The 12,915-nt window shown below is 71.0% G+C and carries 10 protein-coding genes; 7 read left to right on the top strand and 3 right to left on the bottom strand.

What is annotated here, in order from left to right:
* Positions 1–135: 135 nt before the first annotated feature.
* A complete protein-coding gene (locus ACFV9W_RS17490; protein ID WP_385761356.1) occupies positions 136–1,101 on the top strand; it encodes a DUF2891 domain-containing protein in 966 nt (321 codons plus the stop codon).
* Between the two features lie 60 nt (positions 1,102–1,161).
* Complete coding sequence (locus ACFV9W_RS17485) at positions 1,162–2,484, top strand: MFS transporter (protein WP_385761353.1); 1,323 nt, start codon at positions 1,162–1,164, stop codon at positions 2,482–2,484.
* 98 nt (positions 2,485–2,582) lie between these two features.
* Here the strand turns inward: ACFV9W_RS17485 and ACFV9W_RS17480 are convergent, their stop codons facing one another.
* A complete protein-coding gene (locus ACFV9W_RS17480) occupies positions 2,583–3,329 on the bottom strand; it encodes a TetR/AcrR family transcriptional regulator (RefSeq protein WP_385761350.1) in 747 nt (248 codons plus the stop codon).
* A 129-nt stretch (positions 3,330–3,458) separates the two neighbouring features.
* Between ACFV9W_RS17480 and ACFV9W_RS17475 the strand changes: the two genes are divergently transcribed.
* The 5 genes from ACFV9W_RS17475 (at position 3,459) to ACFV9W_RS17455 (ending at position 9,521) form a co-directional block, all read left to right on the top strand.
* Positions 3,459–4,052 (top strand): NADPH-dependent FMN reductase, encoded by a 594-nt coding sequence (locus ACFV9W_RS17475; protein ID WP_385761348.1) that lies wholly within the window; start codon positions 3,459–3,461, stop codon positions 4,050–4,052.
* 8 nt (positions 4,053–4,060) lie between these two features.
* On the top strand, positions 4,061–5,491 hold the full coding sequence (locus ACFV9W_RS17470) for a DHA2 family efflux MFS transporter permease subunit (protein WP_385761345.1): 1,431 nt from the start codon (positions 4,061–4,063) through the stop codon (positions 5,489–5,491).
* 293 nt (positions 5,492–5,784) lie between these two features.
* Complete coding sequence (gene cimA, locus ACFV9W_RS17465) at positions 5,785–7,416, top strand: citramalate synthase (protein ID WP_385761342.1); 1,632 nt, start codon at positions 5,785–5,787, stop codon at positions 7,414–7,416.
* Between the two features lie 38 nt (positions 7,417–7,454).
* Complete coding sequence (locus ACFV9W_RS17460) at positions 7,455–8,786, top strand: hypothetical protein (protein ID WP_385761339.1); 1,332 nt, start codon at positions 7,455–7,457, stop codon at positions 8,784–8,786.
* Between the two features lie 168 nt (positions 8,787–8,954).
* On the top strand, positions 8,955–9,521 hold the full coding sequence (locus ACFV9W_RS17455) for a hypothetical protein (protein WP_385761336.1): 567 nt from the start codon (positions 8,955–8,957) through the stop codon (positions 9,519–9,521).
* Between the two features lie 14 nt (positions 9,522–9,535).
* Here ACFV9W_RS17455 and ACFV9W_RS17450 read toward each other — a convergent pair whose 3' ends face one another.
* The gene (locus ACFV9W_RS17450) at positions 9,536–11,146 is read right to left on the bottom strand and encodes a cytochrome bc complex cytochrome b subunit (protein ID WP_385761333.1); all 1,611 of its coding nucleotides are present in this window, start codon (positions 11,144–11,146) and stop codon (positions 9,536–9,538) included.
* A gap of 118 nt (positions 11,147–11,264) precedes the next feature.
* The gene (locus tag ACFV9W_RS17445) at positions 11,265–12,641 is read right to left on the bottom strand and encodes a pentapeptide repeat-containing protein (RefSeq protein WP_385761330.1); all 1,377 of its coding nucleotides are present in this window, start codon (positions 12,639–12,641) and stop codon (positions 11,265–11,267) included.
* Between the last annotated feature and the right edge of the window lie 274 nt (positions 12,642–12,915).

Genomic DNA, 12,915 nt, shown 5'->3' with positions numbered 1-12,915 from the left:
GTTCCCCGCGCCCCTTTCAGGGGCGCGGGGAACTGCGCGAACGCAACCAAAAGCAGCACCGCACCCGGCAACGCACACGCACCCCGCGCACCCGCACCCGCGACCCCACCCCCGCCCCACCGAAACGGACCCACCATGCTCACCCCGGAGGACACCGCCCAGCTGGCGGCAGCCAACGTCACCCGCGAATACCCCAACTTCACGGCCCACCTCACCACTTCACCCGCCGACAACCCCCGCCCGTCCGACCTCCACCCCGCCTTCTACGGCGCCTACGACTGGCACAGCTCGGTCCACATGCACTGGCTGCTGCTCCGGACCCGGCCGGAGGCCCACGCCGACGTACTGGACCGCCACCTCACCCGCGACAACCTCGCCACCGAGGCCGCATACCTCCTGGCCCGCCCGAGCTTCGAGCGCCCCTACGGCTGGGCCTGGCTCGTCGCCCTCGCCGCCCAGTGCCACGGCACCCGCTGGGCCGACGCCTTCGAGCCCGCCGTCGACGCGGTCGACCGCCTCCTCACCGACTGGCTGCCGAAGGCCACGTATCCCGTGCGTCACGGCAACCACCCCAACAGCGCCTTCGCCCTCGGCCTGATCCTCGACACGGGGGAGCGGGCCGGACTGCCGGGCCGCACCCTGGACGCCGTACGGGAGCGGCTGCGCGGCTGGTTCGCCGACGACCACGACGCGCCCGCCCACTGGGAGCCGTCAGGCCAGGACTTCCTGTCCCCGGCCCTGACGGAGGCCGACGCGATGCGCCGCGTGTTCGCCGACGCCGACGAGTTCGCCGCCTGGCTCGACCGCTTCCTCCCGGCCCTGGCCGCCGGCGAACCCTGCCCGCTGCTCGACGTACCGGTCGTCTCCGACCACAGCGACCCGCAGATCGGCCACCTCCTCGGCCTCGCGCTCTCCCGCGCCGCGTCCCTGCGCGCGATCGCGAACGCGCTGCCGGAGGGCACCGTGCGCGAGCGGCTCGAGAAGGCCGCGCGGGAGCACCTCGACGCCGGTCTCCCGGCCGTCGAGAGCGGCGACTTCACGACCGACCACTGGCTCGCGACGTTCGCCGAACTCGCCCGCGAACACTATGAACGCAAGTAGGCATGATCGTTGCCCGGGCGCTCTTGCCCTGAGCATGACCAGTCCCGCATCGTGCCGATCATGGGACGAGAACAATGGAAGAAGGTCCTGGTCGGCTCGGCCGGGAACATGGTCGAGTGGTTCGACTGGTTTGTGTACGCGAGCTTCGCGACGTACTTCGCGGGATCCTTCTTCCCCAGCGACAACCCGACCGCCCAGCTGATGAACACCGCCGGCATCTTCGCCGTCGGCTTCTTCATGCGCCCTGTGGGCGGCTGGCTGCTCGGCCGGGTCGGTGACCGCAAGGGCCGCAAGGCGGCGCTGACCCTCACGGTCACCCTGATGTCCGCGTCGGCGGTGCTCATCGCCGTCGCGCCGACCTACGGAGTGGCCGGCTACGGCGGCGCCGCGGTGCTGCTGATCGCGCGCCTGCTCCAGGGCCTCTCGGTCGGCGGCGAGTACGCGGCCAGCGCCACGTACCTCACCGAGGCCTCGACCCCGGAGAAGCGCGGCTTCGCGTCCAGCTTCCAGTACGTGTCGATGACGGCGGGCCAGATCGTCGGCCTCGGCCTGCAGATCCTGCTTCAGAACACGATGTCCGACGAGGCCCTGCACAGCTGGGGCTGGCGCATCCCGTTCATCATCGGCGCCCTCGGCGCGGCGGTCATCTTCTACCTGCGCCGCAACATGCTGGAGACCGACGTCTACGAGGAGTCCGCCGACGCCGACGCCACCGTGGGCGGCGACGAAAAGGGCACCCTCAAGGCGCTGTGGGCGCACAAGCGCGAGGCGTTCCTCGTCATCGCGCTGACCATGGGCGGCACCGTCGCGTACTACACGTACACGACGTACCTGACGAAGTACCTGTCGAACTCCGCGGGCCTGAGCAAGGAGACGGCGACGCTCGTCTCGTTCTGCGCGCTCGTCGTCTTCGCCTGCCTCCAGCCGGTCGCGGGTGCACTCTCCGACAGGATCGGCCGCCGCCCGCTCCTGATCACCTTCGCGATCGGTTCGACCTTCCTGACGGTCCCGATCATGACGCTGCTCCAGCACGCGGGCTCGTTCTGGCCGGCCCTCGGCCTCTCCCTGCTCGCCCTCGTCATCGTCACGGGCTACACGTCCATCAACGCGTGCGTGAAGGCCGAACTCTTCCCGACGGGCATCCGCGCCCTCGGCGTCGCCCTCCCGTACGCCATCGCCAACGCCCTGTTCGGCGGCACCGCCGAATACGTGGCGCTCTGGTTCAAGGACGCGGGCATCGAGTCCGGCTACTACTGGTACGTCGCCGGGTGCGCGGCCGTCTCGCTGGTCGTCTACCTGTTGATGCGCGAGACCCGCGACATCGACCTGAACCGGGTCAAGTCCGAGGAAGCCCCCGCCGAAGCGGCGAAGCAGGCCGCCTGACCAGGCCCTGACCCCACCGGATCACGACGCCCCGGCCCCTCCTGCGACCAGGAGGGGCCGGGGCTTCTTCTCGTACGGGGGCGTGCGGGGGAGCGGCGTCAGATCCCGAGCCGCCGCGCGATCCCGTCGAGCACGCAGTCGAGGCCGAACTCGAACTCCCACGCGGGGTCGTCCTTGCGGGTCGCCGACAGGGTGTAAGCGCGGTAGGTCGGGTAACGGCCGCTGTCCATCAGGTAGTTCATCTGCGGGGCGAGTGCCTGCCGGGTCTCCGCGCCGCTCTTCCAGTCGTGCTGTTCGCGGTACTGGAGCAGCGCGATCTCGGTCTGCGTCGCGCCGTGCACGAACGAGGCGACCGCTCGGTGGGCGGCCACCATCGCGTCCGCGGCGAGGTCCCTGCCCGCCAGCGCCTTCAACTGCCGCTCCGCCACGGCCATCCGCGCCGGGGTGAGCTGGATGACCGGCAGCGGCGTCAGCCCGAGCCAGGGGTGGCGGAGCATCAGCTCCCGCGTCTGCACCGCGAAGGAGCGCAGCACCTCGCGCCAGTCGCTCACCTCGTCGGGCACGGACAGCTCGGCCGAGACCCGGTCGAACATCAGCGCCCACAGGTCCTCCTTGCCGGAGACGTGCCGGTACGCCGCCATGGGCGCGACGCCCAGCTTGGCGGCGAGGCGGCGCATGGTGACGGCGGAGCCGCCCTCCTCGTCGGCCAGCTCCACGGCCGCCGCCGCGATCCGCTCCAGGGTCAGTGCCGTGCGCCGGGCGGGCGCGGGCCGCTCAAGGCGCTCCCAGAGGGAGGGCTCGACGAGCCGTCCCTCTCCGTCCTCGGTCTTCTTTCCTGCCGCCACGCTCCGGCTCCTCCCGCTCGCCCTTTGCGTACAGCGTATCGCCAGTAGACGCCGTACACATTGATGTGTACGTTGTACGCGAATGAGTACGCCGTACACATCCAGCCGTGCACATCCAGGGGGTCCGCCATGTCCGACACCACTCCGCTCCGCGTCGCCGTCCTCGTCGGCTCCACCCGCGACGGCCGGTTCGCGCCGGTCGTCACGCGCTGGCTCGCCGGGCAGCTCGGCCGCCGCGGCGATCTGCGCACCGACGTCGTCGACCTCACCGAGACCCCGCTGCCGGACGTGCTGCCCGCTTTCGGCGAGGAGCCCGCGCCGGAGGTGCTGGAGGCGCTCGCCCGCGTCTCACCGCGCCTCGCGGCCGCCGACGCGTTCGTCTTCGTCACGCCCGAGTACAACCACAGCTTCCCGGCCGCCCTGAAGAACGCGATCGACTGGCACAACCAGGAATGGCACGGCAAGCCGATCGCCTTCGTCTCGTACGGCGGCCTGGCCGGCGGTCTCCGCGCGGTCGAGCAACTGCGCGTGGTGATGGCCGAGTTGAACGCCACGACCGTCCGCAACACGGTCAGCTTCCACAACGCCTGGGGTGCCTTCGACGCGGACGGGCGCGTCGACGACCCGGCCGTGGAGGCCGCCGCGAAGTCGATGCTCGACCAGCTGACGTGGTGGGCGCACGCGCTGCGCGACGCCAAGTCCGTCCGCCCGTACGCGGCTTGAGGGCGACCATGACGACACTCATGGAGAAGACGGCCGAGGAGCGCGCGACGCCCTCCCGGACCGTGCTCGTGGGCCTGCTGCTCGGCATCGTGCTCGCCACGCTGGACGGCACGATCGTCGGCACGGCCCTGCCCGTCATCGTCGCCGACCTCGGTGGCCTGGGCCGGCTGTCCTGGGTGGTGACCGCCTATCTTCTGGCCACGGCCGTCACCACCCCGCTCTGGGGCAAGATCGGCGACCTCTACGGCCGCAAGGGCTGCTATCTCGCCTCGATCGTCGTCTTCCTCGCCGGCTCCGTGCTGTGCGGACTCGCCCAGGACATGGGTCAGTTGATCGTGTTCAGAGCGGTGCAGGGCATCGGCGCGGGCGGCCTGTTCGTGGGCGCGCTCTCGATCATCGGGACGCTGCTCGGCCCGGCGGAGGCGGGCCGCGCGCAGTCCGTCATCGGCGTACTGCTGCCCGCCGCGATGATCGGCGGACCACTGCTCGGCGGCCTCCTCACGGACCAGCTGAACTGGCGGTGGGTGTTCTACGTCAACGTGCCCGTCGGGGCCGTCGCCCTCGCGGTCGTCGGGGCGGGCGTGCGCCTGCGCTCGACGCGGGTGCGGGCACGGATCGACCTCGCGGGCGCCGCACTGCTCACCGCCGCGATCCTCGCTCTCACGCTGCTGTCGACCTGGGCCGGGACGACGTACGCCTGGACCTCGCCGCGGATCGTTGCGCTCGCGCTGGTCTCGGTGGCCGCCGTCGCCGGGTTCGTCGCGGTGGAGCGGCGCGCTGCCGAGCCGGTGATCCCGCCCCGCCTGTTCCGCGACCGCAACTTCGGCGTCGCGCAGGTGCTGAGCTTCACGGCGGGGGCGGCGATGCTCGCGGCCGCCACCTATCTGCCGCAGTACATGCAGCACGTACGGGGCATGTCGGCGACCGGCAGCGGACTGCTGCTGCTTCCCCTGATGCTCGGCATGATGGGCGCCCAACTGGCCATCGGACGCCGGGTGGGCGACGGCGGCCGCTACCGGCACTACCCGATCGCGGGCGGCGCGGTCGCCACGGCGGGTGCCCTGGCCCTGCTCCTGCTCGGCACCGCGACGGCGACCTGGGCGGCATCCGCCCTGACCCTCGTCCTGGGCGCCGGCCTCGGGTGCCTGCTTCAGCCCGCCCTGCTGATCACCATGAACAGTGCCGAGCCCCGTGACATCGGCGCGGCGAGCGGTACGCAGACGCTGTTGCGGACCGTCGGAGGCTCGCTCGGCGTGGCGGTGCTCGGTTCCGTGTTCGCCGGGCGGGCGCACGACGGCCGCGGCCCGGCGGGGATCGTCGCGGGCCTGCACGGGGTGGCGGTCGGGACGGCGGCGCTGTGCGCGGTGGCCTTCGCGGCGGCGCTCCTCGTACGGGAGGTGCCGCTGCGGGGGCGGGCCGAGGCCGGCCGGACGGCCTGACCGCATCGTGAGACCACGGCCCGGCCCCCGGCCGGGCTGTGGCACACTCAGGCCGTGCTCTCGTTCGCCACGATTATTGGCAGCAGGCGCGCCGGTCCGCAGTGACCGCCTCGTACGACCCGGTACAGGTGGACACCGTCGTCCTCGACCCGCGCGCAGACCTCTCGCACCCGCGAGGGGTTTTTCTGTTTCTGGCCCACCCACAGCCAGGCGGAGAGCGCGAGGGATCATAGATGGACGGTGGAGCCGGTCATTCCGGTAGACCGAGAATCCCCATCAGGAGCCAGATCAGCATGAGCAGCAGCCTCAGTGAACGTCCCAGTGCACAGCCCACTGAACTCGACGATTCCTTCCACGTCTTCGACACCACGCTGCGCGACGGCGCGCAGCGCGAGGGCATCAACCTCACCGTCGCGGACAAGCTGACCATTGCCCGGCACCTGGACGACTTCGGCGTGGGCTTCATCGAGGGCGGCTGGCCAGGCGCCAACCCCCGGGACACCGAGTTCTTCGCCCGCGCGCAGGAAGAGATCGACTTTAAGCACGCGCAGCTCGTCGCCTTCGGCGCCACCCGCCGCGCGAACGCCAAGGCGAGCGAGGACCCGCAGGTCAAGGCGCTCGTCGAATCCGGCGCCCCGGTCGTCACGCTCGTCGCCAAGTCGCACGACCGGCACGTCGAGCTGGCCCTGCGCACGACGCTCGAAGAGAACCTGGAGATGGTCCGCGACACTGTCTCCTACCTGGTCGCCCAGGGCCGCCGGGTCTTCGTCGACTGCGAGCACTTCTTCGACGGCTACCGCGCCAACGCCGAGTACGCGAAGTCCGTCGTCCGCGCCGCGCACGAGGCCGGCGCCTCCGTCGTCGTCCTGTGCGACACCAACGGCGGCTTCCTGCCCGCACAGGTGCAGGCCGTCGTCTCCACAGTCCTCGCCGACACCGGCGCCCGGCTCGGCATCCACGCCCAGGACGACACGGGCTGCGCCGTCGCCAACACCCTCGCCGCCGTGGACGCGGGCGCGACCCACGTCCAGTGCACCGCGAACGGCTACGGCGAGCGCGTCGGCAACTCCAACCTCTTCCCGGTCGTCGCCGCCCTGGAGCTCAAGTACGGCAAGCACGTCCTCCCCGAGGGCGCGCTGCGCGAGATGACCCGTATCTCGCACGCCATCGCCGAGGTCGTGAACCTGACCCCCTCCACGCACCAGCCGTACGTGGGTGTCTCGGCGTTCGCGCACAAGGCGGGCCTGCACGCCTCCGCGATCAAGGTCGACCCGGACCTGTACCAGCACATCGACCCGGACCTCGTCGGCAACCACATCCGGATGCTGGTCTCCGACATGGCGGGCCGCGCTTCCATCGAGCTCAAGGGCAAGGAGCTCGGCGTCGACCTGGGCGGCGACCGCGAGCTGATCGGCCGGGTCGTCGAGCGGGTCAAGGAGCGCGAGCTCCAGGGCTACACGTACGAGGCCGCCGACGCGTCGTTCGAGCTGCTGATGCGCGCCGAGGTCGAGGGCAAAGAGCGCAAGTACTTCCAGGTCGAGTCCTGGCGCGCGATCGTCGAGGACCGCCCCGACGGCTCCCACGCCAACGAAGCCACCGTGAAACTGTGGGCCAAGGGCGAGCGCATCGTCGCCACGGCGGAGGGCAACGGCCCGGTCAACGCCCTCGACCGGGCGCTGCGCGTCGGCCTGGAGCGGATCTACCCGCAGCTCGCGAAGCTGGAGCTCGTCGACTACAAGGTCCGCATCCTGGAGGGCAAGCACGGCACGTCCTCCACGACCCGCGTCCTGATCTCGACGACCGACGGCTCCGGCGAGTGGTCCACGGTCGGCGTCGCCGAGAACGTGATCGCGGCGTCGTGGGGCGCTCTTGAGGACGCTTACACGTTCGGTCTGCTGCGGGCGGGCGTGGAACCGGTCGAGTAGGGGCCGCGTTTGCGGGCGAAGAGAGTTAGCGTCGGTATATGAGGCCCTTCCTCGCGTTCCTCGCCGCCCCGCTCCTCGCCCTGGGCGCCACCCTCGCGGTGGCGCCACCCGCGTCCGCCGCGACGGATGTGTCGACCGTGGCCGACGCGCTGGAGAAGAGCCCTGTCTACGTCGCGCCCGGCGCGGCCGACGGGCTCACCTCCAACGACGTCGACGCGCTCGAGAACAAGATCGAGGACGCCGACAAGCCGGTGATGGTGGCGGTGCTCCCCGCCGACTTCCCGACGCAGAAGCTGTTCAGCGACCTGCGTGCGAAGACCGGGATCGTCGGCGTGTACGGGGTCCGCGTCGGTGACCGCTTCGACGCGCGGGCGGACCACCAGGTGATGTCGCAGACGGCCGTCAAGAACGCGGCGGAGAGCGTGCAGGGCCAGTCCGCCAAGAGCCAGCTCGACGACTTCGTCAGTACGTCGATCAGTACGGCCAAGGGCTCCGCCCCCGCCGCCTGGGACGCGGGCGACGACGGATCGTCGGCCGGCACCCTGATCGGCGTCGGCGCGGTCGTCGTGGCCGGTGGAGCCGGTATCTACGCCCTGAACAGGCGCAGCCGCCGCAAGCGCGAGGCGGAGCAGCGCGAGGCGCTCGACAAGCTGCGGGTCGTCGTGGACGAGGACATCACGGCGTTCGGCGAGGAGCTCGACCGGCTCGACTTCCACCCCGCGGAGGCCGGGGCGGACGACGCGATGCGCGCGGACTTCGAGCGGGCGCTCGACGCGTACGAGAAGGCCAAGCAGTACATGAACGACGCGCAGCGGCCGGACGACGTGCGGGGCGTGACGCAGGCCCTGGAGGACGGCCGGTTCTCCCTGGCGGTGCTCGCCGCGCGCCGCGAGGGCCGTCCGCTGCCCGGGCGCCGGGCGCCCTGCTTCTTCGACCCGCGCCACGGGCCCTCCACCGAGGACGCCCTGTGGACGCCGCCCGGCGGCTCGCCGCGCGAGGTCCCGGTGTGCGCGGCGGACGCGACACGGCTGCGGGACGGCGAGGACCCGCACGTGCGCACGGTCGACGCGGGGGCGGGGGAGCGCCGCCCGTACTACGACGCGGGCCCGGCCTACGGCCCGTGGGCCGGCGGCTACTTCGGCGGCGGCATGCTCCCGGGCCTGCTGGTCGGCACGGTCCTCGGCTCCATGCTGGCGAGCCCCGCCTACGCGGCCGACTACGGCGGCGGCGACTTCGGCGGAGGCTTCGACGGCGGCGACGTCTCCGGCTCCGACTTCGACCCGGGCGACTTCGGCGGCGGCTTCGGCGACGGTGGCGGCGGGGGCGACTTCGGTGGCGGTGGCGGCGGGGACTTCGGAGGCGGATTCTGACGTACTGCGCCGACTCTGGCCCGGCAATTTCGGGAGTGCTTTAATTCCCCCACGGCTTCGGGGGGATATGCCATGAGCGGTGGGGCGGGCGGTAATAGCGGGTCGAATGCGCCGGGATTCTTTCACCGGTCGGCGGGTGTCTGGACCATAATCGGCGGGATATGCGCCGTGCTCAGTGTGGTGATCGCGCTGGTCGCGATGAAACTCGGCACGGCCAAACCCTCCGACGCCGTCGGGGGCGGTTCCGGCGGCGCCGAACCGGTAAGGACGGTGGTCTTGTCCACACCGCCCACCGAGGACCCCACATCGGACGAGCCGACGGACGATCCCACGTCGGACGAGCCGACGGACGACCCGACGACCGATGAGCCGACGGACGACCCCACGACCGACGAGCCGTCCCCGACGGACACCTACGTCCCGTACTTTTACCGGAGTCGAGGTACCTCGTTCTACCGATGCGACGACGAGGACCGGCTCGCTTCGTCGAGCGGCTTGCCGATCACCTGGAGCATCGACAACGATTCGAGCACCGATCTCACCCTCTATTGGCTGGACTCCCGCGGATATCGGAGTTCTCAGCGAAGCCTTGAATCCGGCGACAGTATCAATTTCACTCGGGTGTACACCGGAAGCGTATTTGTGTTCACCTGGAAGGACTCACGCTGCTCGAAGATCATCCGCATCGCGTCGGGGGCGTCGTACGCGAGCACGACGATTGTCGATGAGGACTGAAAGACCCGCCGCCTTCACGGACGCCGGGCAGCCGCCTCCCGGTCCTGTTCCGGCGGCAGCTCCCGACGGGCCTTCGGGATCCGGGACTCCGCCCCGAACATCCACCGCGACAGAGCGACCCGTACGCGCTCGCGCACCCCGGACCCGTTCGGCGGCGCCTCCAGTGCGGCGGGCTGTTCGTGCTGGGTGAGCCGGTACAACTCGCCCTGCTTCAGCGGCTCGTGGACCTCCACGTACTCGCCGTGCGGGAGGCGCCTGATGCGGCCCGTCTCGCGGCCGTGCAGGACCTTCTCCTGGTCGCGGCGCTGGAGGCCCAGGCACACCCGCTTCGTCACGATGAACGCGAGGACGGGCCCTGCGAACAGCGCCACCCGCGCGAACCACGTGATGGCGTTCACCGAGAGGTGGAAGTGCGTGGCCCAGAGGTCGTTGCCGCCGGCCGCCATCGCGACGAGGAACCCGGTCAGCCATGCCGCCCCCAGGGCCGTGCGCACCGGGCGGTTGCGGGGCCGGTCCAGGATGTGGTGCTCCCGCTTGTCGCCGGTGATCCACGCCTCCACGAACGGGTACACCCCGATCAGCACCAGCCACAGCGGGAACGCCAGGAACGGGATGAAGACGCCGAGCGCGAGGGTGTGGCCTCCCACCACGATCTCCCACCCCGGCATCACGCGCACCAGGCCCTCCGCGAACCCCAGGTACCAGTCCGGCTGGGCGCCGGTGGAGACCTGGTCCGGACGGTAAGGCCCGTACACCCAGACCGGGTTGATCGACGCGACCGCCGCGACGAGCGTGACCACCCCGAACACGAGGAAGAAGAAGCCGCCCGCCTTCGCGACGTAGTTCGGGTAGAACGGCTCGCCCACGACGGTGCGTTCGGTCTTTCCGGGGCCCGGATACTGCGTGTGCTTGTGGTAGAAGACCAGGATCAGATGGGTGACGACGAGCACCGCCATGATGCCGGGCAGCAGCAGGACGTGGATCGAGTAGAAGCGGGCCACGATGTCGTCGCCGGGGAACTCGCCGCCGAACAGGAAGAACGACAGATACGTGCCGACGACCGGAATGGCGAGCGTCATGCCCTCGATGAGCCGCATGCCCGCCCCGGAGAGCAGGTCGTCGGGCAGCGAGTAGCCGAGCAGCCCCTCGAAGAGGGCGAGGAACAGCAGCAGCCAGCCGAACAGCCAGTTCAGCTCGCGGGGCTTGCGGAACGAGCCGGTGAAGAAGTGCCGCATCATGTGCACGAACATCGCCGCGACGAAGATCAGCGCAGACCAGTGGTGGATCTGCCGGATGAGCAGCCCGCCGCGCACGTCGAAGCTGATGTCGAGCGTGGAGGCGTACGCCTCCGACATCCGGATGCCCTTCAGCGGCACATAACTGCCGTCGTACGTCACCTCGTTCATCGACGGATGGAAGAAGAGCGTCAGATAGACGCCGGTGAGGATCAGGATGAGGAAGGTGTAGAGGCAGATCTCGCCCAGCATGAAGGACCAGTGGTCGGGAAACACCTTGCGCAGATAGCTGCGGCCCAGACCGTAGATCCCGAGCCGGCCGTCGGCCCAGTCGGCGAGGCGTTCACCCGCGGCGGGGGCGGGCGCGTTGCGTTCCGTGCGTGCGGACATCCGGTTCCTCCCGTGGCTGCTCACGGAGGAGACGGAACGGGGCGGCCCGGCTGTGACACGGCGCGCGGCAATGTGGCGCGCGTCACGCGCGAAGTCAGGCTCGGCGTCAGGCCCCGAGTCAGGCCCGGCTGAGCGTCCGCGTCACCCCGGCGACCAAGGTCGTCGTCAGGATCCAGCCGACCGCGATCAGCGCGTACGACAGCCCCTGCACGCCCGCTTCGGTCCAGTGCCAGCCCTCCCGCTGGCCGAGGCCGCCGACCGGGACCAGCAGATCGAGCGTGTACGCGACCGGGTTGAAGGGAGCGCCTTCGCCCGGCTTGTTCGGCACGGGCTTGTACGCGTGGAAGACGACCGAGCCGATGAGGGTGAGCAGGGCGAGCCAGATCCCGGCGATCCAGGGCCGGTAGCCGTATCCGACGGTCGCGTCGAGCAGCCGCCCCCACGCCTTCCCGGCGGGACCGAGCGTGCCGCGCCGTCTGCGCTCCCGTACGAGGAGGACCCGGCGGGCCTCGTCCTCGTGCCCGGCACGCCGGTAGTGCGCGGCGAGCTGCTCGTACGGCTGCGGCGCGTAGCCGGGGTGGCGGCGCAGCCAGTCGAGGCGGCGCGTGACGTCCTCGCGGCGCGTGGGGGCGACATCGCCCAGCCAGTCGTAGGTCAGTCCGTCGAGGCCCAGCGTCGTGGGCCAGGCCCGCGGGGCGTCCTGGAGTCTCGCCACGTACGCGTTGCGCAGGTTCACGCCGCCCGCGGGCGGGCGCGCGAACGCGAGGTCGATGGCCTCCGCGCGCATGCCCACGCACATCAACGACGAGCCGGAGCCGCCGAGTTCGGCGTCCTGGAAGGAGACGAGGTCCGTCACCTTCGCCCCGCGCAGCCGGATCCGGCCGTCCGCCCGCAGGCCCTGGCACCGCACGTTCGACGCGCTGAGGCCGTCGCCCTGGAACGCGTACGCGTCCGCCGCCCCGACACGTATCCGGGCGCCGCGCATCCACAGTCCGCCCGGCAACTCGGCGCCGGGGAAGCCGACTTCGCCCTCCGCGACGAACCCGTTCTCGCAGAACACGCCGCCCCGCACCAGGGCCCCGCCGCCCTCCAGGGCCACCCGTCCCGGTGCCACCAGATGCGCCCCGTCGAGCCGGATGCCGCCCGCGGCGTCGGCGTGCACCAGGTCGACGGCGCTCTCCGCCCCGTCGCGCTCGCCGATCGTCGAACGCCGCAGGTCGACCCGCCCGCCGAACCGGGCCGTGGAGGCCCGCAGCCCCGGCAGTACGCAGTCCGTGAACGCGATGCCGAGCGTGCTCGCGCCCTCCAGGCCCACCGCCTCGTCGAACCGGCAGGCCTCGAAGCGCACGGCCCGCCGGACCTCCGCACCGTCGAGCCGCAGCACGCCCGTGACGCGGGTGTCGCGCAGCACGTACGGCGCGGATCCCGCGCCCTCGTCGAGGATCTCCCGTCTGACGCCCTCGGCGTCGGCACTTCGCTCAAGGGTGGGCGCCATGGGCGGCAGTGTCGCACGCCCGGTCTCCGCGCAGTGGGCGCGCGATCTCGGCATCCGCCCACCTGGTTGCACGCGAAAGCAAATCACCCCGTACGCGGCCGGTATTTATTGGCGTGAACTGGCGCGCGTGCACCTGCGGCAACGGGTCATCATGGCACCGGTGTTCACGCGCTTCACGCCAATCACAGCCGTCCCCCACAGATGAGGTGGAGAGGTCATGAAGCAGCAGTCACAGCAGTCGCAGTTGCAACCCAAGAGAGAAGCCGGACGCAAG

The organism is Streptomyces sp. NPDC059897, from assembly GCF_042730865.1.
Lineage (GTDB): Bacteria > Actinomycetota > Actinomycetes > Streptomycetales > Streptomycetaceae > Streptomyces.
The sequence above is the reverse complement of the archived record's forward strand: the minus strand, read 5'-3'. Positions and strand labels throughout refer to the sequence as shown.